This window comes from Hahella ganghwensis DSM 17046 (assembly GCF_000376785.1).
GTDB lineage: Bacteria > Pseudomonadota > Gammaproteobacteria > Pseudomonadales > Oleiphilaceae > Hahella > Hahella ganghwensis.
Genome location: NZ_AQXX01000120.1, coordinates 1 through 23,731, shown reverse-complemented (window position 1 = coordinate 23,731; position 23,731 = coordinate 1). Strand labels below are relative to the sequence as shown.

Genomic DNA, 23,731 nt, shown 5'->3' with positions numbered 1-23,731 from the left:
CCTCCCAATCGGAAATGAAAAGACTGATGTTCAATAAAATAATCTGCCTTACCTTGTTGATTTTGTTGTTGGCTGGATGTAGCGACCCTTTGCCCCAAAATCGATTGAACTATGCTGGCGAGTGGCAAAGCAAAGAAATGTATCTGCTCATACAGAATGACGGCACGGTGTCATATCAGCGTTTGAAGAATGGTGGATCCGTTTCCATCAATGGTCCTTTGCAAGAGTTTAAGGGCGATAATTTTGAGGTTGGATTCGGGCCGTTCTCGACCACATTCGAGGTCAGTGAACCCCCACACCTGGTTGAAGACCACTGGGAAATGGTGGTTGATGGGGTAAGGCTGACCAAAACCAGTAACTAGGGCCCCTTGAAACACTTTCTGCATTGCCGCTACGGCGTTGAAAACGACCTCAATATGCTCATTTACTCCCTGTAAGTTTGGTTTATTCGGTCGTTTTTTGCTTTGCATCGACTGCCTCACCAACGTTTTTCCAGAGTCTCCCTATCTATAGTTTCGATCATCACCCCCTTCCTGAGAGCGTTATTTAAACTCAACTTTATTCTCTGGATAAATGACACTCTGTGGCTTCTTGCTGTCCTAAAAAAGTGACACAGGCGAAAGTTTCATCAAAAAGATCATAAATTCGACATAAATCTGAAATCTGAACACTGTAAAGTGATTTCTTATCTGGTATATACCAAGTGTCTGATTACTAAACATTCAGATAAAGATGATAAATAATAATGATTGGTCTAGACCATAATAATTACACGGAGATAGATCGAATGAATATGCTATCGAAATTTTTGATGGGAATACTTTTCCTGCTAACCCTCTCACCGCAGGTTTTGGCGCAACGTCCTGATATCACTGTCATGGGATACAACATCATGCAGTTGCCCGTACAGGACTGGGATCAGACCCAACGCCTGGCACACCTTGGCGATGCCATCAGGGCAATGCCGCAAACCCCTGACGTTATTGCCTTTAGTGAAGTGTTTACCGATGATGCCTACAACGCTTTGCAGTCACTGGATGATATATATCCCTACCTGACGCCTGTTGTGGGGTTGAGCTGTAGTGGTGGAGGATGGGATTCGATCACTGGTAACTGCTCCAACAGTCCTTTTGTGATTCGCGGTGGTGTGGTCATCGCCAGTAAGTGGCCAATCACTTCGCAGCGCCAACATATCTTCTATGCCAGCTTGAAGGGGTCATGGGATTATCAGGCAAACAAAGGGGCGGCCTATGTCAGTATTGAAAAAGACGGCTATACCTATCATGTCGTTGGTACTCACTTGCAGGCGACTCATGACGGTGGTGCGGATGAAGAGCATGATATCCGCATGGGGCAACTCGATGAAATCCGTGCCTGGGTAGACGGTCTGTCTGTTCCTGCAAATGAACCTGTGATTCTCGCCGGAGACATGAATGTTGATTTCAAACTGACCTCCCAGGTGAACGACATGCTGTCTCACAGCAATGCCTCACTGAACTTCCCCAACACTCAGGCCGATGGTTCCTATCCGGAAGATAACTGGATGTCCCGCGCTTATAACTACTACTTTGATTACGACATGTGTTACAACGATACTCTGGACTATGTTCTGACTCGCAACGATCACCTCCAGCCTACCAACAATGCTGAAATGCAGGTGATCCCACTGAAATCACCAACTTCCTGGTACTGGTCTTATCTGCGTGGCTGGTGGACTCTTTGTGGTGGTGATTACTGGCATGATGGCTATACCAGGGATCTTTCCGATCACTATCCGGTTATGACCACTTACCAGTACTGATATCCACTGGCTGCCAAAAACGCCGGTGCAAGTGGAGAAATAGAGTGGCCAACTGATCGCTCTATTTCTTCGTTCAAGAGGAAAAGACTTCCACCTTGGTCCGCCATTCGCTTTAAATGGAACCGGTGATGCACTGGAAAACTAGATGTTAAGAGACAATGGAACGGGCCGGAGTTTTTGTGGAATCTCTGGGGCAATTCTTGGTCGTGACCAGATAAGTATGTCGGCAAACCCCACAGAACGAGCCAGATCAAGTTGCTGATTATGTTGGCGGGTGTTGGCTCCATGTTGTAGTAGGGGCTTCAGCCCATAGCCTCTATCGATTCGTTTTGCGTCAAGCAGGGCGAAAAGTTGAGCAGCATCGTTGAGGTCGACTGAAACATGATGATTTTCGTGATCTGTCTTGTATCCATGTATCACATCCAGCGGTTGCGACCTCAGTTCCCAATCCACTTTCCCGGACTTTTCCGAGCGTTGACTCAGGGCCAGAATTTCAACGGACTCGAGTAGTTTAACCGGGTTCATAAAATGATGTATGCGGCCGTCATCAAGCGTAATGGCAATATCTATTTGCCCTTTCTCTGCCATATAGTTCAAACGCTCTGTCGGTAGAACCAGTATCCTGTAGTCAACCTGAAGTTCATTGAAAAGCTGTCTGGCGTAGGTCACCAGCCTGCCTTTGGGCTGATAGGTAGGGGCTTCGAGAAATGCCCAGGGGGCGGCTTCCATAATACCGATATTCAATGGTTGTGAGGAGGCTTTACCTGCCATTAGATATAGCAGAATGGCCAGGCATATGGGGATGGCTCGGGCAAATAGACTGTTCATTGTTTTTATACTTCTCATTACTGCGAGGCTCTGCCAAAAAAGGCAAGCCTGGATAGCTTGCCAAATCGGAGGACGAATAATCAATTAGTCTAAAGGCTATATTTGGCAGAAAATTGAAGATAATCAGAATCGCCGGACTCTGTTTCGTAATTACCGAACTCAGCTCCGACGGTAAAGCCGGCGCGTATATCCTGCAGCAGGTTCACAGCCCAATGTGAGCGGTCAACGTCTGTATCGTCAATATCAATATGGCCATAGTAGAGACTGCTGCGCAAAGTATCGGTCCAGAAATGTCTGTAGGCGACAGTGTAGGCCTGGGTTTCCAGAATATCTCCATCGCTGTCTGCAGTATCGGCAATATTGGCACCTGGGCCAGTGTATCTGCCCTGAGCTCCGCCATTGTAAGAAAAGCGGAAATCGTCTTTACCCATAGTCGTGATCTTGCCGTGGAGATTATATCCCAGCTGCAAACCGTCGGCGCCTCCGTCCTCATTGGTGTCCTCAAGGTTGCGGATAAGGGTGGCGAGACCTATCTGGCCCCATGATTCCTTAAATGTATAGCGTGCAACAGCATCTGGTACTGTCTGACTTTCCCCACTGAAAGTAGAAGGATTTTCCAGTGCCAGTTCTAACCCTCCCTGAGTAAAACGAATCTGGGATTGCCGGACGAATGTCTGTGCCACGTGGGGCCCACCAAAGTCCAGTGCTTCAGGAATACTGGCCAGCGGCATAAAGGTTGACCAGGTTTGGCCCAGTAACCAGTTATCGTATTTGAAAAAGGCGTGTCTCAGGCGCAGTGAGTGACCGCCGGTAACACTTTCTGTTGCCCCCTCGGGTTGTTGGTCGTCGTAGAAATCCCATTCCAAAGTGCCTTTCAGATTCCCTTGATCATAGTGAATATTGAATCGGGATTCCCGAATGTTCAATCGTGTTTCTTCTGTATTCTGGCTAAAGGCGTTGTTACTGATCCAGAAATCCCGGTAAGCCAAATCACCGTTGACATGACGGAGATCGAGTTTGAAGTAGCCTCCAAAGCTCAGTTTTGCGTCGTTAGGAAGGTCAACAACCATTGCAGATTGCGCGGAAGATGCGCAAATCAGGCTTCCCAGAAAGAATATTGCGGGGATGTTATTCATGTTTTATTCCCATCAGAAAGTTTTGCTTTCAATGTCTGCCGATGTACTTAACCGGCCGTTCGTTACCTCTGTCAGTCGAATTTATACAGAGGTCTTTTTATAGGTTGTTCTGATTGAGGAGGGATTCGGCATCCGGTACTGCACTCAGGAACACTAAGGGTTTGCACTTAGAAAAGGTTGCGGCTATGGGTAGGCTTGCGTAGATACCAGCAGTGCAGGTGTTGACAAAGAGACTGTGTTGCAAGGAAGAGGATATTGAATTGATGTAGATACTGAAGGGGCGAAATTAATGAAAAGGTGGAGAGCTAAATACGGGCATGGCGGTGATAGGACCTTCGGCTAATAGGAAACCTGCCTGGAAAAGGAATATGCTCAATGACGAAGCCATATACGTGTTTGTGCGTTTGTGTCTGCTATGATCGATATTTCTTTTTGCCTGCTTCACTACCTGGGCAACCAGGTTTCCTGGCCTTTTGCCCTTTGATAAATCATCTTATACCTAAGTATTAATACCTAACATGCTCAGTGAAGCACTACGTAATTGCTGCGCATTATTTGGTCATTCATACGGATTGTTAGTGGTTGCCCAAATGGTGACTATGAGTTGCGAATGACAAAAACGTGATTCGACTGAGTCTGAAAAATAAATATAAAGAGGTAGGTCGTATATGTATCCCGTACAAGTTGGCAAACTAAATACACTGGTTCTATTTCTGTTGGTTGCAGTCTTTTTATCCGGCTGTAATGACTCAGGCTTTGATGCCTCCGCTTCTGACGCTCCTGTCTCGGAGCCTGTTTCCGAATCTGTGACTAAATCGGCCCATAAACCCGAGGAAGACAGACCTAAGATCTATAAACTCAGTCTGGCGCAGTCCTGGACGGCGAATGCGCCGATATTTGCAGAAACAACGGAAAATCTATCCCGGATGGTAAAAGAATTATCGAACGGGCAATTGGTCATAGACGTTTCTTCGGCCGACCAGCACCACCAACCCTTTGGTATTTTTGAGATGGTGAAGGCAGGCAAATACGATATGGGGCACTCCGCCTCCTACTACTGGAAAGATATCGATCCTAATACACTTTTCTTTACCACACTGCCTTTTGGAATGCTGGCTCAGGAACAATACGCCTGGTTCTATCATGGCGGGGGTATGGGATTGATGCAGAAGGTTTACCGTAAGCACCACTTGTTGTCCTTTCCCGGAGGGAATACGGGCAACCAGATGGGAGGCTGGTTTCGCAAGGAGATCAACTCACTTGCAGATCTTAAGGGGATTCGGATGAGGGTGCCTGGTTTTGCCGGTGAAGTTATGCAAGAGCTTGGTGTTGAACCGGTAAATATTGCACCTGATGAACTATATTCTGCGATGAACGAAGGGCGGATTGACGCACTGGAGTGGGTGGGACCTTCACTTGATCTGGGGATGAGGTTTCACGAAATCGCCCCTTATTATTACACTGGGTGGCACGAGCCGGGCACTGAGCTTCAATTTCTGATAAATCAGGATAGCTGGGAGCGACTCCCTGAACATCTACAGAAAATTCTTAAAGTGGCCATGCGTACTGCGGCGTTTGATATGTATGTACAGTCCACCTATGAAAGTGCTCAAAACTGGTCGACCATTCAGGTTGAATATCCGGGAGTTAAGATCCGCACCTTTCCTCCGCAAGTCGTAGAGGCGATGTACGATGTCACTGAAACGCTCCTGAAAAAGCGGGCTGATCAGGACACGCTTGCCCGGGAAATTCTGGACTCCCAATCTCGCTTTCAATGGAAGGTCCGGCGTTGGACCCGCATTTCAGACCAGGCCTATCTCAACATTCAGCCCCGAGGCTGAACACCATGGAAAGAAAGCCTGTTTAGAAGGCAATTATCCGAACCCGTTTGAAACAATAATCACACTATAGGCACCTGTCCGACGGTCATCTTTGGGATAACGATCACTGGTGGCCGCCGTTCATTCGTCGAAAAATGCGGGGAGATATGATGATAAAAGTACTGCTTGTTGATCATCACCCTATTTTCCGGGAAGGACTGGCTGCACGGATAGAGCTGGATCAGGACATCCTGGTCGTGGGGGAAGCGGAATCAGGAACCAGAGCAGTAGAGTTGATCTCAGCCTCATTACCGGATGTGGTTATTATGGACCCGCATATGCCGGATAGGTCGGGACTGAGCGTACTCAAAAGCGTTCCGCAGCAAAGTCCGGTAAAATTTATTTTCCTCAGTATCAGAGAGGATCCGGAAGGCGTTCTGGAGCTCATCAGGGCAGGAGCAATGGGATACCTCTTGAAAGATATCAATGGCCATGACCTGATCAGGGCCGTCAGACGTGTTTATTTGGGGAAGGCTGTTTTCTGTGAATTGGCGTTGTCTCTTCTTCACGAGTTTACCTGTCATCCACATGGGACCTTTCTGACCCAACGGGAAGTCAGGATTGTGCGACTGATTGCCAATGGTCTTAATAATAAACACTTGGCCAGGGAGCTGAATATCAGCGTTAGAACGGTGGAAAGTCACAAGCGAAATATTATGCAGAAAATTGGTGTCCAGAACTCACTGGGAATTATCCGGTATGCGTTTGAAAAAGGGTTGGCCAGGTAGAGCTGGCTGAGCTCAACCTGTTGTTTATGGCAGTGGTTATTGTTGCGAGAGGTTTTGGTTCTCTCCAGCTTCACTGGTGTATTGTCAACTGACTGGGTAATGATGCTCGTGCCAGTGCCTGGCGATATCCACCCGACGACAGACCCAGACATCCTGATGCCGGCTGACATATTCCAGAAATCGGGCCAGTGATGCCAGGCGCCCCGGACGCCCGACCAGACGACAGTGAAGCCCGATACTCATCATTTTGGGGGAGGACTCACCCTCTTCGTACAGGACATCAAAGCTGTCCTTAAGATAGGTGTAGAACTGATCGCCGGAATTGAACCCCTGGTTGGTGGCAAAGCGCATATCATTGGCATCCAGTGTGTAGGGAACCACCAGATGAGGCTGGTCGAAATCGAATAGCCAATAGGGGAGGTCGTCCGCATAGGAATCAGCATCGTAGAGCAATCCTCCCGCCTCCACGGCCAGCCGACGGGTGTTCGGACTCATACGGCCGGTGTACCAACCCAGTGGGCGTGATCCCGTAACCTTCTCATGAATTGCCATGGCCTGCTGAATATGACGGCGTTCTTCATCTTCAGACACATATTGATAGTCGATCCATTTCAAGCCATGGCTGGCGATTTCCCAATCCGCCTCAAGCATCGCTTTAACGGCATCGGGGTTTCGTTCCAGGGCGGTAGCAACACCGAATACGGTCACTGGAAAGTTGTAGCGTGAGAATAACCTGTGCAGGCGCCAGAAGCCTACACGACTGCCATATTCGTAAATGGACTCCATGTTCATATGCCGGACACCCTCTAGGGCCTGGGCGCCCACAATTTCTGACAGAAACGCTTCTGATGCCGGGTCCCCATGCAGAATACAGTTTTCTCCACCTTCTTCGTAATTCACCACAAATTGCAGGGCCAGCCTGGCTTTCCCTGGCCATTTGGGATGAGGGGGCTTGCTACCATAACCAATCATGTCACGAGGGTAGTCCATAGTGTCTCCGTGGTTGAATAGATTATCTGACAGTTTTGTCAGATATTACTCTTATATACCCTGGACAAGGAAGTTATTTGTAACCTGCCAACTGCTGTCGTAGATTATGCTTTGCATTGGCTTTATGGGCCAGTCAACCTGACAGGTTAACCGTTAAGAAAATGAATAACCTGCGACATTATTCGGAAGGTGAAGTTTGTATGGCGAAGGAGGCGAAGGAAAGAGCATGGAGAAAGAAAAGCATTTAGAAATTATGCGTACGGGGATTATTCTGCGTGCTGAGCGCTTCGATGAATGTGTGGACTTTTATCAGCGGATCTTTGGCTTCCCGATAATGTTTCAGGAACAACAGGGTGATTTCCGGCTGACCTGTTTTGATTTTCAAGGGACCTATCTCATGATTGAAACCGGGGGGATGGCAAAAGACGGGGAGAAGAGCATGGCAGAAAACCCCACTCGTTTGCGCATTCATGTTCCGGATATTGAGAAGGCGGCCGAGCATCTTAAGAAATTCGGCATTGAGCCTGTCATCAACCGATACTCTTGGGGATCTACCATTAATTTCCCTGACCCGGACGGAAACAGTGTTGGCTTGCGTGATGAAAAAACCTTTATAGACCAGATCGAAAACTTTCGTCGGGTTTAACCACACATGTCTGGACACCACCATCACCATCATCATGCTGATCCGGATGCCAGCAGCGGGAGAATTGCCATGGCATTCTGGCTGAATGCCATGTTTGCCGTTGTGGAATTTATTGGCGGGATGTTAACTAACAGTACCGCCATCATGGCAGATGCCGTCCATGACCTGGGGGATGCTCTGGCCATTGGTTTTGCCTGGATAATGCAGAGACTGAGTGGCCGGGAGGCGGATGCCCGTTTCAGCTATGGCTATCGAAGGTTTTCCCTGCTGGCAGCGTTAGTGAACGGAGGAATACTCATCATCGGCTCTGTCTGGGTATTGTCGATGGCTATTCCCAGATTATGGGCACCGGAAATGCCTCACGCTGCCGGGATGTTCTGGCTGGCCATTCTGGGTGTGGCTGTAAACGGATTTGCCGCAGTGAAGGTGAGTAAGGGTAAAACGCTGAATGAACAGCTCCTCAACTGGCATTTGCTGGAGGATGTGTTGGGGTGGGTTGCCGTACTGATTGTCAGTGTTGTGCTACTGTTTGTTGACTGGCCAATTCTTGATCCCATTCTATCCATCGTATTTACTCTGTTTATCCTGTCCAATGTCGTGAGGCATGTCGTGAAAACGCTGTCTCTCTTCCTGCAGGCAGTCCCTGACCGAAAGCTTCGTCAGGAGATTATGGATAAACTGATGGAGATCGAGCATATTCAGGCAATCCACCACCTTCACCTGTGGTCTCTGGATGGTGAGAAGCATGTGCTGACTGCACATCTGGAGCTGGACAAACCTATTTCAACCGAGGTGCAGACAGCCATCAAAGGTGATATCGCCGATGCGCTGACAAAATACGCTCTGGCACATACAACCTTCGAGTTCGAGCAGATATCAGAGAACTGTCGGGACCGTAACGAGCATCACCCCCCCGAAAGCCATCACTAGACAACCGACAATTGAGTTTATGGATAAAAGAAAAACTGCCGGGATCATCGCAGGCATTGTGATCATTTCAATGTTGCTCTTTATGCTGAAGTACTGGCTCGTGAGTCAGCTTCTGTAAATGGCGCGATAGATTTATATAATTGCCAACTTGTTCCATTCCTGTCGAAGTTCTCTGAGCGTATTGATTTCGTTACGAAATACCTCTGTAAGTTAATTCAGAGTGTTAATAGGTGACTTGTGGTTCTATTTTGCAATATCGGCGCTGTTTCAGTGGCGAATCTGCTCGTGCCGGGACCATAATACTTTCAGCACACCATAGTGAGCCTGGATATTTTCCACCTTATGGATCTGGCCGAAGGTCTTTGCAGTTGTATCACTGTCCATGATATCTGACTTCTAGCCTATGAAGATGTATCGTGACCACTGCAGAGTTTAGAAGTACGTTCCGGTATTACCTGGACTGGTAAATTATCAGAGGACGATTATGAAACACCTGCAAACCTTTCAACTTCCTCAATCTGTTACTACCTCATCTACTGATATTCAGCTGGCCCGGGATATGATTCATGCCTGGAGGCAGGACGGTATTTTTCAGGTGGCGGTTAATTCGGAGCAGCATATGAAAACGGAACGGGCATTTCATGCCAGTAAACGTTTCTTTCGTATGCCGCTGGAGAAAAAATCCCGCTGTGTCAGTGACCTGTCATTCTCCGGCTATGTCGCATGTGGTGAGGAAATTACCGCTGGCAAAGTGGACCACTCGGAGATATTTACGGTCTGCCCTGACATTCCTGACAGTGACTGGCGGGTAAAAGAAGGATGGCCTTGCCATGGACCTGTGCCCTGGCCAGACCAGGATTACGAGCTGGCGATGAAAGCGTTCATGAAGTCGTTGGGGGAGATTGGAGATAATCTGTTGAGGTTGGTTGCCATTGGGCTGGGGTTAGGGGACATTAACCACTTGACGGATGTCACTCGCAACGGTTGGCACCATATGCGGGTGTTGCGTTTTGCGTCAGCAGGAGCACAGGCTTCAAGTCGTGGAATTGGTGCCCACACCGATTACGGGCTATTAGTGATCGCCGCCCAGGAAGACATTCCCGGTCTGTATGTCCGGCCACCGGTCAGGGGGGAGAAAAGGTGTCGTAACTGGCTTCCTGAGGAGAGTTCGGCGGGTATGTATAACGAGATTGGACCCTGGAATCTGGTTAGTCCCATGCCGGAAGTTCTGACCGTCTTTCCTGGAGACATCCTGCAGTTTCTGACCAATGGGTATTTGTTATCGACCCCTCACAAGGTGGAGCTACACCCTTCAAAAGAACGGTATGCACTGGCGTATTTTCATGAGCCTGACTTTGCGGCCAAAATTACGCCTTTAAATGCCAAAGAGGGGGAAAGCATTCATTACGGTACACACTTCACCAACATGTTTATGCGTTGCTATCCAGACAGGTCGGCTACCCGGCGAATCACTGAGAACGGTGGGCTTGCCGTGCTGAGCGATATGCGTAGTGAGGACGCCCTGCCTGTTGCGTAAACGTGATAGAGGCTGAGGCAGTGGAATCTGTGCCGTAAATGCAATTGGCGAGACCTGTGGTCTATCCAAAATGCTGCTGTATCTCACCCTTGACCCAATCCCAGATTGCCTCTGAGCCTTTTGCAATCTGCGGGCCGCAACGTTGCAGTACCATGGCTTCGTCGACATTGAACTTATCCCAGGTACCGCCTTCTGTGGCCAGGTTATGCAGCACCGGCTGCAGGCGGTCGAGGGACTTGGCAAAACGGGCGTCGGGCGTTGAGGCTTCTTCAAACTCATCCCATAACTCCCGTAAGGATGCTCCCTGTTTGTCAGGCAGTAATCCAAACAGCCGGTTGGCAGCAGCTTGCTCGCGCTCAGCCTGTTCTGTTTTATCCCCGCTACCGTGCAGGGGAACGTCTCCGGCATCGACTTCCACAATATCGTGGATCAGAAGCATCTGGATAACCCGGCCCACATTCACCGGTTCATTGGCATATTCTGAGAGGATCAGGGCATACATGGCCAGGTGCCAGGAATGTTCAGCGGAGTTCTCCTGACGGGATTTGTCCATCAAAGGGGTTTGCCTGATGACACCTTTAAGCTGGTCGATTTCTTTCAAGAACCCCAATTGTTGTTTCAGATGATCCATGGAGGTGGTGTTTCCTGTGATTGATGGACCATCACTTTACAACACTGAAGCTAAGAGGAGCCAGTCCCTGTTTGCTCTCAAATTATCGCTAGGCTTTCAAATCGACCTATTGGATTTAAAGCCATCAGTTGGCCTTCAAAATAGAGGAAGGGTCTTTGGTATAGGATGACAACCATACGACATACTTGTCGAACGGCAGTGGACGGCTGAGGTAAAAGCCCTGCAGATAATCACAACCCATTTCGCGCAGACTGATGCAAGAGGTGTTGGTTTCTACCCCCTCCGCAACGACTTCAAAGCCAAGGTCGTGACACATGTTGATCATGGTTTGCACAATGATGGCGTCACCATTATTGGACTCCATATCCATAATGAAAGACCGGTCAATTTTGATCTCCTGAACCGGCAACTGTTTAATGTAAGCCAGCGATGAGTAGCCGGTTCCAAAGTCATCAATAGACAGGCGGATTCCCAGGAGATTCAGTCGCTTGAGAACCGCCAGAGCTCTCCTCGGGTCGTCCATCATGGCGGTTTCTGTTACCTCCAGAGATAGTCGGGAAGGCGCCACTTTGTGGTTTTTCAGGATGAGGCGAACAGATTCAGCAAACTCTTTTTCCTTCAGATTGATCGCGGAGATATTGACTGCCACCGCAATGTCATGGCCCTTTTGCGCCAGGGCCGCCACTTTCCCAACAGCATGGTCAATCACCCAATGGGTCAGCGGATGGATAATACCGGTTTGCTCTGCGATGGGGATGAACTCATCCGGTCCTATAAAGCCATGCTCCGGGTGTTCCCAGCGGAGCAATGCTTCCATTCCTGTGACAACATTCTCCCTGGCGGAAATTTTAGGCTGGAAATGTAGACTTAGGCTATCGGTCAGGATGGCTTTACGTAGTTCACCGGCCAGGGTCAGACGACGTTGGTTGTATGGATTCAGATTCTCTGAATAACGAGTCACCATGTTGCCAGAACGGGACCCCATATCGATCGCAATCTGGGCATTACGTATCAGTGTCGATCCATCATGGGCATCGTTGGGAAATCTGACGGTCCCGCCTACGCCACCAATATCGATCATTAATCCCTTGAACTCAATCGGCTCAGCAATTCGTGCGGTCAGCTGGGCAAATGCTGCTTCAGGGTCTTTATTCTTCTCCGGATCGATCAGAATCACAAAGGTCACTCCTTCGACAGCAACGATGTGGAATTTGTGGGACTCTGAGTTGTCCAGCATCAGAGACCCCGGTATTTCCAGGGCCCATTCATTGAGTTTCCGGGTCAGCTGTTTCAGTAGCTCGTCTGCCTGAAAATGCCCCAATGTCTTGTTGACTTCATGGAAACGCAGCAGGTGCACCATGCCCAGGAAAAGTGGTTTGTTGAGCTTTTTGTGGCGACAGGACTTATCAAACCAGTTTTCAAAGTGAGTCCGGTTGGGGGTGCCGGTGATCGGGTTATGCAGAGCCGCGTAAATCAGTTTTTCCTCTGCCAGTTGCCGCTGGCGAGACTCTATCAACATACTTTCCTGGGCTTTAAAGCGTTCTTCCCGTTCGCTGTTGAGTCTGTCCGCCAAAGCCATTGAGAGAAGTACCGCCTCCAGGGCAGAGCCGAATTGCAGGCCGTTTTCGGTAAGGAAAGTTCTCGGCACCCAGCCCATCTTGTTAAAAGCCAGAACCATTGCAGCCAGGGTAATACTGAACCATGCAAGACTGTAAAAACGGGCAATAGTATGTCCTCTGGCCCAAAGGTAAGGACCCACGAGAAGACAGGCGGTCGACACAGGTACGACCGTGGCGAGGGACAGTTTGATCGAGGTTTCGTAGTTAAGGAATAGGGCGCACACAAGGTTAGCGCCGCTGACCCATCCTGCCACCGTAAAGAACACATTCATCTTCGGCGCATTTTCAGACAGATGTAAGAAGTTTTTCGTAAAAAACGTGGTGAATAAAACGATGCAGGGTACAAAAATCAGAACTCCCAAATCCTGCAGGTAAGGAGAGTCCGGCCACAAATATTGAGATGGAATACCGTGCAGGCAAAGCTGTACCGCGGCAAAGCTAAATACAAAACAGATGTAGTAAAGGTAGACCCGTTCCCGCAGCGACAGAAACAGAAACAGGTTAAAAAGAATCATCACCAGCATCATGCCGTAGTAGACGGAATTTCGCATCAGATCCGTCTGGTCATTAGTATAGAACTCAACCTCTTCGGCAATATGAATGGGAACCTGTAGAGAGCTTTCACTTTTAACACGAAGGTAAATGGTGTTATGGCCATAGCTATTGAGGCTTATCGGAAACAGAAAGTGACGGTGTTCGATGGCTCGTGAGCTGAATGGATGGCGGTCACCAGTGTTGTAATGTTGTACGATGGTGCCACCGCTCACCTGGAACATTTCGACATAGTCCAGCAGGGGATAACCGATCTCAATCAGTCGGTCCACTGTCTGGTTGCTGGTGTTGTCTATGTTGAAGCGAAACCAGTACGTAGACGTGGTATATCCCATGTTGGGGGTATCGGAGGTGTTCTTTTGCCAGCGAAGATCTTCGTTGTCGATCAGATCGAAAATGTTCAGAAAATTGGTGGAATCTTCCAGATATTCCAGGTGGGGGCCAACGGAGACCGGTTTCCATACGTGATCAATAGATATAGGGGTACTGGCTCCTGACCGGCAGGCCACAAGCAGGATTGCCAATATAAAAAAAGCCTTAAGTCCCTGATAAGTCATTTAATACTTAGAATTATTCTGTAGTGACCCATTAAACGCCCAGGACATGATTGGGACATAGTGTTGGCAGGTAAAAACCGGAAAATAGCCATTTTTACCGAGATATAACATACAGTTAAGCTGCTATTCATGGGGCTGTCCATAAGGTTTACGTTGCGATAAGTAACGAGTTATTTCATCTTTGTTTTACATCTCGCTCTTCATGAAATAGGGAACGAAACGACACATGGTAATAGATACGAAGAGATTACGGATACGGAAGTTCACCCTGGAGGACACGGATTTCATTATCCGCATCCTGAATGACCCTGATTTTATTCGACATGTGGTTGATCGCGGTATCCGCACAACCCAGGAAGCTGAAAACTATTTGCAGGAGGTGCCTCTCAAAAGTTATCGGGAGAATGGTTTCGGGTTTTATGTCGTGGCACTGAAAACCGGCGAAGAGGAGCCGGAAACACTCATTGGGATGTGTGGACTGATCAAGCGGGATTTTCTGCAGTCTCCAGATATTGGCTATGCTTTCCTGCCGGAGTTTCGCGGAAAAGGATATGCCAGGGAAGCGGCCAGTGCGATATTGGAGCTGGCAAGGAATCACTTCAGGATTTCCCGAGTTGAGGCCATCACCAGTAAGGATAATTTTGTATCCAGGACACTGCTGACAGATTTGGGAATGACTTTGAGCGGAACTGTCATATATCCAGAGAGTTCTGAAGAACTTCTTCTATTTACCAAAGAATTATAAATTCGGCCTGGATCTGAAAGCGGCAATCGTCTGCAATCTTTTATGAGTCGATTAACCGACTCCAAATCCTCTCACGCCGGCCCGTCACGTTGACATATTCTGAAGCGGAACAATCTACGATCTCGCGTCGTGATTAAGGGTAATTACGTAGGTAGTTTTCGATAACCTTCTACGTAGTCTCGCTGCGAAATTGGTCAATTAAGCGGATAAAAAATCACCTCCCAGACTGTCATTCTGCTTCTCATGCTCGAAACGGGCGTCATCGTCTGTTGCTTAACAGGCGCATGAGCATGGTTTGCATGACCATCATTCCTAAAACAAACACAACAGGAATAAAGCAATGAAAAAAGTCGTAAAAGCTGCTGCAATTGCTGCAGTGGTATCCTCCGCTCTCCTTAGTTCTTTTTCTCACGCTGCCGAGAAAGTCTATAAACTCAAACTGGCTGAAACCTGGGGCCCTAACTTTCCCATCTTTGGTGACGCACCGCGAAATATGGCCGCCATGGCGGAGAAGATGTCCAATGGACGCCTGAAAATCACGATTGATTCTTCCAACAAGCACAAAGCGCCATTCGGGATATTTGACCTGGTCCGTTCCGGTCAGTATGACTTGGGACATTCCGCATCTTATTACTGGAAAGGCAAGGTCGCCAATACGCTGTACTTCACTACCATGCCGTTCGGTATGATCGCACCGGAACAATATGCCTGGTTCTATTACGGTGGCGGTATGGATCTCATGCAGAAAGTGTATGAGCCGTTTAACCTGATGTCTTTCCCCGGTGGTAACACAGGTAACCAGATGGGCGGATGGTTCCGTAAGGAAATCAATTCACTGGAAGATCTGGAAGGCCTGAAAATGCGGATTCCCGGATTTGCCGGTGAGGTCTTTGCCAAGCTGGGTGTGAAGCCGACCAATATCCCACCGGGTGAGCTTTATACGGCCATTGAGCGTGGCACCATTGACGCGCTGGAATGGGTAGGTCCCTCACTGGACCTGCGAATGGGCTTCCCGCAAGTGGCAGAGTACTACTATACCGGTTGGCATGAACCTGCAACTGAGCTGCAATTTCTGGTCAACAAACGGACTTTCAACAAGCTTCCGGAAGACCTGCAGGAAATCCTGAAAGTGGCCATGAAAGCCGCCGCTTACGATATGTACACTCAGTCCACGCATGAAAGTGCTAAAAACTGGGATACCATCAAGAAAGATTACCCTAACGTGAAGGTCCGCACCTTCCCGAAAGAAGTAATCAATGCCATGCGTAAAGCCAATGAGGAGCTGGTAGCGGAGAAGTCTGCTGAAGATCCGTTGGCCAAAGAGATTATCGAATCACAACTTGCTTACCTCAAGAAAGCCCGCAAGTGGACTGAGATTTCTGACGAAGCCTATCTCAACAGCATCTCTGTTGTTGAATAACCTGCGCCGACTTTGACACTGGGCAGTGCCATCATTCAGGTGGCGCTGTCTCAGGTCGAGCTGTTGTTAATTGGTGTAAGACAGGAGTAGCCACAAATGCGTGGGTTGGTTAAGACTGATGAATTTTTAGGTGGCGTGTCCAACTTTTGTGGCCACCTTGCGACGTTCGCCATGCTGCTGATGCTGGTGAACGTGGCGTTCGACGTCATGATGAGATATGTCTTCAATGATGTCTCCATCGGTATGCAGGAGCTCGAGTGGCACCTGTATTCTGTGACGTTTCTATTGGGCGTACCCTTTGCGATGCGCAGGGACGGTCATGTTCGTGTTGATATTATCTATGAAACCCGAAGTGATCGTACCAAGGCGTTCATTAATCTGATTGGCGTGGTTTTGTTTGTGATTCCTTTCTGCGCTCTCATCGCCTACTACGGTTACGGTTTTACTGTCGAGGCCTATGAACTGGGTGAGGGCAGCGGTGATCCGGGCGGCCTGCCGTATCGCTGGATCGTTAAATCGGTCATTCCCTTGTCTGCTGTGTTGACGGGGATCAGCGGGCTGGCGATGTTCACCCAGGCCTTGAGGGTGCTTCTGCTGGGTGAAACTTACTCCAACGAACACAAGGAGAGCCTGGCATGATCGGAATTATTATGTTTATTGTTGCGCTGCTCATGTTGCTGTGGGGCTTTCCGGTGGCATTTACCTTCGGTGGCGTGGCGCTGGTCTTCGGCATACTCTCAGAAGGCATGGACCTGTTCGCTTTTATGCCGTTCAGGATTATGAGCATCATGGAAAATACCGTGATGATGGCCATTCCATTGTTTATCTTTATGGGCGTGGTGTTGCAGAAAACACGACTGGCCCAGCAACTTCTGGAATCTATGGGCAAACTGTTCGGCGGTCTGCCAGGTGGGCTGGCCATCTCGACAATTCTGGTGGGCGCTTTGCTGGCGGCTTCAACCGGTGTGGTCGGCGCCAGTGTTGTAGCCATGGGACTGATCTCTCTGCCGGTTATGCTCAAATACGGTTACGACAAGAAACTCAGTTGCGGGACGATCTGTGCGTCTGGAACACTGGGCCAGATTATTCCCCCGTCGATCATTCTCATTATTCTGGGAGATGTCATAGGTTTGCCGGTGGGCGATCTGTTCCGCGCGGCCGTCGTACCTGGGCTGATTCTGATCGGCCTGTATGTCGCGTTTATTCTCGTCGCCACTTTCCTCAAGCCGGAATTAGCGCCTCCCATGCCTTCAGAACACCATGATCGGGGCAAGGAAATTCGTGAAGCCTTACTGGCTGTGATTCCACCTCTGGCATTAATCATGGTGGTGCTCGGTTCCATCTTCACCGGAATCGCTACACCGACAGAATCCTCTGCACTGGGCGGCGTTGGTGCGATTGTTCTGGCGCTGATCTATCGCCAGTTTTCCTGGAAAATGATCTGGAACAGTGCCCAGGAAACCGTTGTGGTGACCGCCATGGTGTTTGCGATTCTCTTGGGCGCAACGGCCTTCTCCATGACCTTCAGCTACTCTGGGGGTGACGCTCTGGTAGAGGAATGGATGTTGTCCCTGCCGGGCGAGAAGTGGGGCTTTCTGATTCTGTCCATGCTATTCATTCTTGTGCTGGGCTTCTTTATCGATTTTGTGGAAATTTCTTTCATTATCGTGCCCATTCTGGCGCCGGTAGCCCAGACTCTGGGAATCGATATGCTGTGGTTTGCGATTCTGATTGCAATGAATCTGCAAACCAGCTTCCTGACGCCACCATTTGGATTCAGCCTGTTTTATCTGAAGGGAGTGGCTCCGCCCGGGGTTCGGACAGCTGATATCTATCGTGGCGTGATGCCCTTTATCGTGCTCCAGGTGCTGGTGGTTGTGACCCTGATGGCATTCCCGGAACTGTTTGGAATGTAGCGGTATCCAATAAACGTTGTAAGTTCGACGACCGTGAGGCCAATACTGGCTTTGCATAGTCAAGGATGAATGTTGGCCAGGATGGCTGTTCGCGGACACGGGGAGACCATGACAGGAAATCCTGTTTCGTCTCGAGAGTCCCACTCTCCGTGTCCGCCTTTTTTGCCGTTTTAGATGTCTCAGATAACTGTTGATTTGAGTTTTCTGTTATCTCTTCATGAGCATCAGTTCAAACGTCAACAGCTCCTGAGTTGGCTCTGTCTTCAATGCTATAGTGAAGTTGCCGGGGGTTATGACATACTGCCGCTGATTGAGAGCCCATTGATGCATGGCATCAACAGATCCTGATGGTAAACGTCATGTCGTTAAGAACCAAACTCATACTCCTTGCCCTGGTTCCTCTTCTGGTCGTAACGGCCATTTTCTCTGTGGTTACGCTGCATCAGGGAAATATGCTGACCAAGCGTGAACTGCAAACTTTTGAGCAGAATCTCCGCAGGTCTAAGGAAACAGCGCTCAAGGACTATGTGTCCATCATGCGTATTGCCATTGAATTTATCCGTGAGAACTCAGCCAATGAGGCCGAAGCCCGGGCCAAAGTCGTGGCGCTGATGCAAAAGGCTTCTTTCAGCGATGACGGATACTTTTATGCCTACACTAAAGATGGACTGAATCTCGTTCATGCGGCTCAGCCGGAGCTTGTCGGTCAGGACCTATATGATTTTCAGGACAGCAGTGGTAATTACCTGATTCGTAATCTTTTGAAAATTGCTGCCAATGGTGGGGGATATTACCAATATCTGTGGCAACAGCCTTCCACTGGCAATGAAGTAGACAAAGTCGGCTATGTGGAACAGATTGAAGACTGGCAGTGGATGTTCGGTACCGGTCTGTATATTGATGATATTGCCGCGGAGATGTTACTGATCGAAGCCGGCGTGGACGCCAATATCAAGCAGACCCTGCTGGCGATCCTGATCGCCCTGATGGCATCGATAGGGGTTGTAGTGACGGCAGCAATACTGTTTAACGTCCACGAGCATCGTCTGGCAGATCAAAACCTGAAGGAACTAAGTCATAAGACGGTTCAGCATCAGGAAGAGGAGCGACGGCGTGTTTCCCGCGAGCTGCATGACGGCATCAATCAGCTTCTGGTGTCGGTCAAATACCGTCTCGAAACTGCCATGACTCATATTCCGGCTTCGGATTCGGCAGCTCGTGAGTCTCTGATGAAGGGAGGGGAGGTTCTGAATCGGGCTATACAGGAGGTTCGTCGCATATCTCATGATCTTCGTCCCAGTGTGCTGGATGATCTCGGCCTGCTGGCAGCCTTGAATCAATTGCTGGATGATTTCAGGGAACGTAGTGGCATCACCATGGATATCGATATCCAGCCCCCGCAAAGTGAGATAGCGGAAGAGGTGGCCACCACCTTATACAGAATTGTTCAGGAAGCACTGTCCAATATTGAGAAGCATGCCCGAGCCAGCCGATTGACACTGAGCCTGGAGGAGGATGCGGAAGGTCTGTTTCTTTGCATCACCGACAACGGTGTAGGCATTGTCAAAAAGGACGCTTTTACCCAAAGAGGAATTGGGCTGCGCAATATGCGTGAGCGTGTTGAGTTTTTAGGGGGGGAGTTTGAAGTGAACTCCCGGCCCGGAAGTGGTACCAGAATAATCGCTTCCTTCAGGCAGTATCAGGCTTAATCGGTTTTTCGGAGCGAACTGATTCTTGCCAGCTAACGAGTGAATGTTAAAAATAAATAAAAGTGAGGGGACAGAATCATGGCGTTATTATCTTTGTTACTGACTTTGATACGAGCTGTGATACAGACATTGATACTGGGTCCCTGCGAGGTAACAGGCATATGAACACATCGGAATCTGTCGTCAGAGTGATGCTGGTCGACGACCATATTTTGGTTTTGGAGGGCATTCGTGCCCGGCTGGAACAGGAAAAAGGGATCGAGGTTGTCGGACAGGCCACTGATGGACTGGAGGCACTGGAGCTGGTGAAGGATCTGCAACCGGATGTGGTCATGATGGATGTCAGCATGCCCAATATGAATGGTATCGAGACCACCAAAATATTTCAGGAGCGTTATCCGGAGCTGAAGGTGTTGATCCTCAGTATGCACGATAACCGCGAATATATTTCTCAACTGATGTTTCATGGGGCCAAGGGATACATCCTCAAAGATGTTTCTGTTGAAGAAATGGTGCGCGCCATCAGAACTGTGGCAGACGGCGCTACCTATATCTGTCGGGCAGCCACTGAAACCCTGTTTCGCCATGGTGAGAGTTCTGATCCTGTGGCCAGTAAACTGACCCGCCGGGAGAGCAATTCTGTCGAGAGTGGCCAGAGGACTCAGCAGCAAAGCGATATCGAATGAGCTGAATATCAGTGTCCGCACCGTGGAAACTCACCGTCAGAATATCAAGACCAAGCTGCACCTGAATACCACCGCTGAGCTGACCAAGTACGCTTATGACCAGAAGCTGATTCAGTAACAGGCCTTGCCTACAGGGGCTACCACCTATCCTTTGGCTGATTCTGTCTCTTTTCCCGTAACAAAGAAAATATTACCTCCGAGGTAATCGCTATCTACACCGGGCTGGCGTAAAAAAGCAGGACGCTATATCAATCTGCAAAGGTCAGCCTTATGTCCAGTAAACCTGAAATAACCCCGCAAATGCAGAGCCACTTTATCCAGGTGGATGAGCTTCGTATTCATTACCGGGAGGTGCTTCCTTTTCAAGAGACGGATGCTCCACCGATTCTGCTGCTGCATGGCTTTCCCACATCCTCATTATTGTGGCGCAATATTATGCCTGTTCTGGGGCGGAAACAGCGTGTGATCGCCGTTGACCTGCCGGGATATGGAGAGTCAGATAAGCCTTTGAATGTTTCTTACAGTTTCAGGTATTACCAGCGATTTCTGGATCGCTTCCTTGACTCGCTGGGGCTTGCTCAAATCAATCTGGTGGTACATGACACCGGTGGGCCAATCGGCGCTTATTGGGCTGTGCACAGGACGGATAGAGTTAGGCAGTTGGCCATGTTAAATACGCTGGTCTTTTCTGATTTTTCCTGGGCGGTCATGGCATTTCTCTTCAGTTGTAAATTGCCCGGGATTCGCAGTTTACTGGCCAGTCCATGGGGGCTGAAGACCTCTCTATACCTGGGAATGAACCATCACGAGAAAGTTGATGAGGAACTGATACAACAGATTCAGACCCCTTTTACTGAAAAGCGCGCAAGAAAAGCGTTGTTGAAAGCTGGAGTCGGGTTGACACCAGCCGGCTTTAAGGATCTGGAAAAACTGTTGGCAGGACTCACCATGCCAGTGGGTATTTTTTACGGAGCGAAAGATCTTATTCTGCCGGATATGCCAAAAACCGCCGAGCGACTGATAGCGATGTTACCTGATGTCAGTGTCGTATCCCTGCCGGAGTGTGGCCACTTTCTACAGGAAGATGATCCTGAGCAGGTCAGCGCTTTACTGGCGGATTTCTTTGAAGGCACTCAAAGCAATGGGATTAGTCCGGAGGAAAAAACGGAGGCATCCGTAAAAGGCGAAGTTCTGCCACTTTAATATTTTTGATTCGCTGCCATACTGATTCTATAAGGCTGACAATGTAATATTGTTCTCATATTGTGGAAATCAGGGATCAAAAGACACGAGTCATGAGCAGAACTGGTTATTTTGTCCTTGCCTGGTGCTGCGTGGGGTTGGGGATTATCGGTGCATTTCTGCCGGTAATGCCGACCACTATATTTATCATCATCGCAGCCTGGGCATTTGCCAAATCTTCCCCGGAGCGGGAGCAATGGCTGCTGAATCATGCCAGGTTCGGGCCGGCGTTGCGAAACTGGCGCGAACACCGTGTGATTCCTTTACGGGCTAAATGCACCGCGTACAGTATGATTACCCTCAGCGGGCTGTTCTCCATGTATATGTTGAACGCGAAACCTTACCTGCTGACCCTCACACTCATTTGCCTCACCATGGTGGTGATTTATATTCATCGTCATCCTTCTGTACCAAGACAGCTCGACAATTCATCATCCTGATCGCACAATCTGTTATCCCTTTTTCTGCGTCATCCTGTTATTTGCCTCCTGAAGATCCCTTTTTGCTCCTCATCCTCAGATGTGATTGGAGGTAGTAAAATGGAAAAAAGTTATTAGTGGGAAGTACGATGGCACTAATAATTAGAATATCTAATGTCAGGATAAGTAATGCTACGTATTATAATGGCGAATATTTCTGTAACTTTGGCTTTAAATAAATGCACTTTAAAAGGTGTGGGTAATGGACCATGCAGATTGTGTTATTGACATACTAGAAAAGCTTATATCCTTTCCAACCATAAGCAGCTCTTCAAATCTTGACCTTATAAATTACATTGCAAACTATTTAAGCAACTTTGGTGTTACAGCTACGCTCATCAAAAATGAAGAAGGAACTAAAGCAAACTTACTTGCGAGCATTGGCGATCTGAGTCGACCAGGAATCATGCTTTCGGGGCATACGGATGTGGTGCCTGTTGAAGGGCAGGATTGGGAGTCGAACCCCTTCGTCATGGATTTTCGCAATGAGCGCTTTTATGGTCGAGGCGCCTGCGATATGAAAGGATTTATTGCGGTTTGCATGGCTGCCGTTCCTAGATTTATTGAAATGGATTTAAGGTCTCCAATACATTTCTCCTTTTCCTATGATGAAGAAATTGGGTGTCAGGGGGTTGGTTCGTTAATCGAGAGGGTGCTTAGCGTGGGTATGCCTTTGAAGGCATGTATTGTTGGTGAGCCCACAAGTATGAGGCCAATATCAGCGCACAAAGGAAAGCGTGTGTACAGATGTCAAGTTGTAACTCGGCCCTTCCATTCTTCTATGTCTCCAAAATCTATTAATGCCATAGAGTGCGCCTCTATGGTTATCTTGAAAATCAAGTCAATTATTAATAAAGCTCAGTCGGACGCATTGAAAGGCTCTCCTTTTTAGTTTCCATTTATTACGTCGAATGTTGGGGTTATTCAAGGTGGTAAGGCGGTAAATATTGTGCCTAGCCCGGATTTCTCATGAAGCACTAACAAAAAACGGCTGATAGGTTTATATTTCAATTGCTTAAGTCGAAAAACAAACACACCATCCGTTGGCCAAAATGCTACCAGAATCCCTATCCTTTTCGCCACTACAAAGACGCCTGATTCAAGCCCAGTTTTCCGGCGGTCATATCACCTCCGATGCCGGGTTGCTGTTGTTAAGAGAAATTGATCAGAAGGCGGGCATCAGTCTTGATCTTGCCCATTGTGTCCCTGATGAACGCCAAGCTGAGAAAATTCAACATCCCATGCTGGACCTGATGCGACAGCGCCTTTACAGCCTTGCCTGCGGTTATGAGGATCTGAATGATCACGATAGCCTGCGAGACGACCACGCGTTCCAAACGGCATTGAACCGGATGACACCGCTGGCCAGCAAAGCCACTCTGGGTCGAATGGAGCAACGGGTAGAACGGACCGCGGTGATTGAGGCGCATCGGGCCATGTGGGAACGGTTTGTCGCCTCATACGCGAAGCCTCCCAAGCGGGTTGTGCTCGACCTCGACGCTTCGGATATCCCGGTCCATGGAAATCAGGAAGGCCGGTACTTTCGGGGCGGCCTTCCGCACGGCTACTATGATCATTATTGTTTTTTGCCTTTGTATGTCTTCTGCGGCCGTCAGCCACTGGTCAGTTACCTGCGACCGAGCAATATCGATGCGGCCAGACACAGCTGGGCGATCACCGCATTGCTGGTGAAGTTCCT

At 48.8% G+C, this 23,731-nt stretch carries 23 protein-coding genes; 18 read left to right on the top strand and 5 right to left on the bottom strand.

Going from position 1 to position 23,731, the window contains the following annotated elements; all coding sequences use genetic code 11:
* The first annotated feature begins 26 nt into the window (after positions 1 to 26).
* Both F566_RS0115720 and F566_RS0115715 read left to right on the top strand, forming a co-directional pair.
* Positions 27 to 362 carry a hypothetical protein gene (locus tag F566_RS0115720; RefSeq protein ID WP_020407963.1) on the top strand — a complete coding sequence of 112 codons (336 nt, stop codon included), beginning with the start codon at positions 27 to 29 and terminating at the stop codon, positions 360 to 362.
* 425 nt (positions 363 to 787) lie between these two features.
* Entirely contained in the window at positions 788 to 1,801 is a 1,014-nt protein-coding gene (locus tag F566_RS0115715; protein WP_020407962.1) for a sphingomyelin phosphodiesterase, read from the top strand.
* A 141-nt stretch (positions 1,802 to 1,942) separates the two neighbouring features.
* On the opposite strand, the gene F566_RS0115710 is transcribed toward F566_RS0115715, so the two are convergent.
* Together F566_RS0115710 and F566_RS0115705 are read right to left on the bottom strand one after the other, a co-directional pair.
* Positions 1,943 to 2,629: a hypothetical protein gene (locus tag F566_RS0115710; RefSeq protein ID WP_020407961.1), complete on the bottom strand. Its 687-nt coding sequence runs from the start codon at positions 2,627 to 2,629 to the stop codon at positions 1,943 to 1,945.
* 89 nt (positions 2,630 to 2,718) lie between these two features.
* Entirely contained in the window at positions 2,719 to 3,765 is a 1,047-nt protein-coding gene (locus F566_RS0115705) for a DcaP family trimeric outer membrane transporter (protein ID WP_020407960.1), read from the bottom strand.
* Positions 3,766 to 4,433: 668 nt separating this feature from the next.
* Between F566_RS0115705 and F566_RS0115700 the strand changes: the two genes are divergently transcribed.
* Together F566_RS0115700 and F566_RS0115695 are read left to right on the top strand one after the other, a co-directional pair.
* Positions 4,434 to 5,606, top strand: coding sequence for a TRAP transporter substrate-binding protein (locus F566_RS0115700; protein WP_020407959.1), 1,173 nt, complete (start codon positions 4,434 to 4,436; stop codon positions 5,604 to 5,606).
* A gap of 146 nt (positions 5,607 to 5,752) precedes the next feature.
* Positions 5,753 to 6,373, top strand: a complete 621-nt coding sequence (locus F566_RS0115695) for a response regulator (RefSeq protein WP_169334448.1) — start codon at positions 5,753 to 5,755, stop codon at positions 6,371 to 6,373.
* Between the two features lie 84 nt (positions 6,374 to 6,457).
* On the opposite strand, the gene puuE is transcribed toward F566_RS0115695, so the two are convergent.
* Positions 6,458 to 7,363 (bottom strand): allantoinase PuuE, encoded by a 906-nt coding sequence (puuE, locus tag F566_RS0115690; RefSeq protein WP_020407957.1) that lies wholly within the window; start codon positions 7,361 to 7,363, stop codon positions 6,458 to 6,460.
* A gap of 226 nt (positions 7,364 to 7,589) precedes the next feature.
* Here puuE and F566_RS0115685 point away from each other — a divergent pair, with 226 nt between their 5' ends.
* The 3 genes from F566_RS0115685 (at position 7,590) to F566_RS0115665 (ending at position 10,476) form a co-directional block, all read left to right on the top strand.
* On the top strand, positions 7,590 to 8,009 hold the full coding sequence (locus F566_RS0115685) for a VOC family protein (protein ID WP_020407956.1): 420 nt from the start codon (positions 7,590 to 7,592) through the stop codon (positions 8,007 to 8,009).
* 6 nt (positions 8,010 to 8,015) lie between these two features.
* Positions 8,016 to 8,939: a cation diffusion facilitator family transporter gene (locus tag F566_RS0115680; protein ID WP_020407955.1), complete on the top strand. Its 924-nt coding sequence runs from the start codon at positions 8,016 to 8,018 to the stop codon at positions 8,937 to 8,939.
* A gap of 484 nt (positions 8,940 to 9,423) precedes the next feature.
* Positions 9,424 to 10,476: a 2-oxoglutarate and iron-dependent oxygenase domain-containing protein gene (locus F566_RS0115665; RefSeq protein ID WP_020407952.1), complete on the top strand. Its 1,053-nt coding sequence runs from the start codon at positions 9,424 to 9,426 to the stop codon at positions 10,474 to 10,476.
* Between the two features lie 61 nt (positions 10,477 to 10,537).
* Here F566_RS0115665 and F566_RS0115660 read toward each other — a convergent pair whose 3' ends face one another.
* A complete protein-coding gene (locus F566_RS0115660; protein WP_020407951.1) occupies positions 10,538 to 11,107 on the bottom strand; it encodes an HD domain-containing protein in 570 nt (189 codons plus the stop codon).
* A gap of 124 nt (positions 11,108 to 11,231) precedes the next feature.
* Positions 11,232 to 13,835, bottom strand: coding sequence for an EAL domain-containing protein (locus F566_RS0115655; RefSeq protein ID WP_020407950.1), 2,604 nt, complete (start codon positions 13,833 to 13,835; stop codon positions 11,232 to 11,234).
* 226 nt (positions 13,836 to 14,061) lie between these two features.
* Between F566_RS0115655 and F566_RS0115650 the strand changes: the two genes are divergently transcribed.
* The 11 genes from F566_RS0115650 to F566_RS0115600 form a co-directional block, all read left to right on the top strand.
* On the top strand, positions 14,062 to 14,580 hold the full coding sequence (locus F566_RS0115650; protein ID WP_020407949.1) for a GNAT family N-acetyltransferase: 519 nt from the start codon (positions 14,062 to 14,064) through the stop codon (positions 14,578 to 14,580).
* Between the two features lie 340 nt (positions 14,581 to 14,920).
* Entirely contained in the window at positions 14,921 to 16,000 is a 1,080-nt protein-coding gene (locus F566_RS0115645; protein ID WP_020407948.1) for a TRAP transporter substrate-binding protein, read from the top strand.
* Positions 16,001 to 16,096: 96 nt separating this feature from the next.
* Positions 16,097 to 16,639 (top strand): TRAP transporter small permease subunit, encoded by a 543-nt coding sequence (locus F566_RS0115640; RefSeq protein ID WP_020407947.1) that lies wholly within the window; start codon positions 16,097 to 16,099, stop codon positions 16,637 to 16,639.
* Positions 16,636 to 17,916, top strand: a complete 1,281-nt coding sequence (locus F566_RS0115635) for a TRAP transporter large permease (protein WP_020407946.1) — start codon at positions 16,636 to 16,638, stop codon at positions 17,914 to 17,916. The genes F566_RS0115640 and F566_RS0115635 overlap by 4 nt, the downstream gene beginning before the upstream one ends.
* A 359-nt stretch (positions 17,917 to 18,275) precedes the next feature.
* Positions 18,276 to 19,625: a cache domain-containing protein gene (locus F566_RS0115625; protein ID WP_020407944.1), complete on the top strand. Its 1,350-nt coding sequence runs from the start codon at positions 18,276 to 18,278 to the stop codon at positions 19,623 to 19,625.
* A 161-nt stretch (positions 19,626 to 19,786) separates the two neighbouring features.
* A complete protein-coding gene (locus F566_RS34905) occupies positions 19,787 to 20,311 on the top strand; it encodes a response regulator (protein ID WP_342662553.1) in 525 nt (174 codons plus the stop codon).
* On the top strand, positions 20,274 to 20,429 hold the full coding sequence (locus F566_RS38060) for a response regulator transcription factor (protein WP_342662552.1): 156 nt from the start codon (positions 20,274 to 20,276) through the stop codon (positions 20,427 to 20,429). Before F566_RS34905 ends, F566_RS38060 begins: the two co-directional genes overlap by 38 nt.
* Positions 20,430 to 20,581: 152 nt before the next feature.
* A complete protein-coding gene (locus F566_RS0115615; RefSeq protein ID WP_020407942.1) occupies positions 20,582 to 21,514 on the top strand; it encodes an alpha/beta fold hydrolase in 933 nt (310 codons plus the stop codon).
* Between the two features lie 92 nt (positions 21,515 to 21,606).
* Positions 21,607 to 21,993, top strand: a complete 387-nt coding sequence (locus tag F566_RS33090) for a YbaN family protein (RefSeq protein WP_020407941.1) — start codon at positions 21,607 to 21,609, stop codon at positions 21,991 to 21,993.
* 241 nt (positions 21,994 to 22,234) lie between these two features.
* Positions 22,235 to 22,924 (top strand): M20/M25/M40 family metallo-hydrolase, encoded by a 690-nt coding sequence (locus F566_RS34900; protein ID WP_020407940.1) that lies wholly within the window; start codon positions 22,235 to 22,237, stop codon positions 22,922 to 22,924.
* 160 nt (positions 22,925 to 23,084) lie between these two features.
* The coding region (locus tag F566_RS0115600) for an IS1380 family transposase (protein ID WP_020407939.1) at positions 23,085 to 23,731 on the top strand (647 nt) is incomplete at its 3' end.

Bases quoted from the DNA above. Each gene is read 5' to 3' on its own strand.
- F566_RS0115720 (WP_020407963.1), top strand. From the start codon at position 27: ATGTTCAATAAAATAATCTGCCTTACCTTGTTGATTTTGTTGTTGGCT.
- F566_RS0115715 (WP_020407962.1), top strand. From the start codon at position 788: ATGAATATGCTATCGAAATTTTTGATGGGAATACTTTTCCTGCTAACC.
- F566_RS0115710 (WP_020407961.1), bottom strand. From the start codon at position 2,629: ATGAACAGTCTATTTGCCCGAGCCATCCCCATATGCCTGGCCATTCTG.
- F566_RS0115705 (WP_020407960.1), bottom strand. From the start codon at position 3,765: ATGAATAACATCCCCGCAATATTCTTTCTGGGAAGCCTGATTTGCGCA.
- F566_RS0115700 (WP_020407959.1), top strand. From the start codon at position 4,434: ATGTATCCCGTACAAGTTGGCAAACTAAATACACTGGTTCTATTTCTG.
- F566_RS0115695 (WP_169334448.1), top strand. From the start codon at position 5,753: ATGATGATAAAAGTACTGCTTGTTGATCATCACCCTATTTTCCGGGAA.
- puuE (WP_020407957.1), bottom strand. From the start codon at position 7,363: ATGGACTACCCTCGTGACATGATTGGTTATGGTAGCAAGCCCCCTCAT.
- F566_RS0115685 (WP_020407956.1), top strand. From the start codon at position 7,590: ATGGAGAAAGAAAAGCATTTAGAAATTATGCGTACGGGGATTATTCTG.
- F566_RS0115680 (WP_020407955.1), top strand. From the start codon at position 8,016: ATGTCTGGACACCACCATCACCATCATCATGCTGATCCGGATGCCAGC.
- F566_RS0115665 (WP_020407952.1), top strand. From the start codon at position 9,424: ATGAAACACCTGCAAACCTTTCAACTTCCTCAATCTGTTACTACCTCA.
- F566_RS0115660 (WP_020407951.1), bottom strand. From the start codon at position 11,107: ATGGATCATCTGAAACAACAATTGGGGTTCTTGAAAGAAATCGACCAG.
- F566_RS0115655 (WP_020407950.1), bottom strand. From the start codon at position 13,835: ATGACTTATCAGGGACTTAAGGCTTTTTTTATATTGGCAATCCTGCTT.
- F566_RS0115650 (WP_020407949.1), top strand. From the start codon at position 14,062: ATGGTAATAGATACGAAGAGATTACGGATACGGAAGTTCACCCTGGAG.
- F566_RS0115645 (WP_020407948.1), top strand. From the start codon at position 14,921: ATGAAAAAAGTCGTAAAAGCTGCTGCAATTGCTGCAGTGGTATCCTCC.
- F566_RS0115640 (WP_020407947.1), top strand. From the start codon at position 16,097: ATGCGTGGGTTGGTTAAGACTGATGAATTTTTAGGTGGCGTGTCCAAC.
- F566_RS0115635 (WP_020407946.1), top strand. From the start codon at position 16,636: ATGATCGGAATTATTATGTTTATTGTTGCGCTGCTCATGTTGCTGTGG.
- F566_RS0115625 (WP_020407944.1), top strand. From the start codon at position 18,276: ATGTCGTTAAGAACCAAACTCATACTCCTTGCCCTGGTTCCTCTTCTG.
- F566_RS34905 (WP_342662553.1), top strand. From the start codon at position 19,787: ATGAACACATCGGAATCTGTCGTCAGAGTGATGCTGGTCGACGACCAT.
- F566_RS0115615 (WP_020407942.1), top strand. From the start codon at position 20,582: ATGTCCAGTAAACCTGAAATAACCCCGCAAATGCAGAGCCACTTTATC.
- F566_RS33090 (WP_020407941.1), top strand. From the start codon at position 21,607: ATGAGCAGAACTGGTTATTTTGTCCTTGCCTGGTGCTGCGTGGGGTTG.
- F566_RS34900 (WP_020407940.1), top strand. From the start codon at position 22,235: ATGGACCATGCAGATTGTGTTATTGACATACTAGAAAAGCTTATATCC.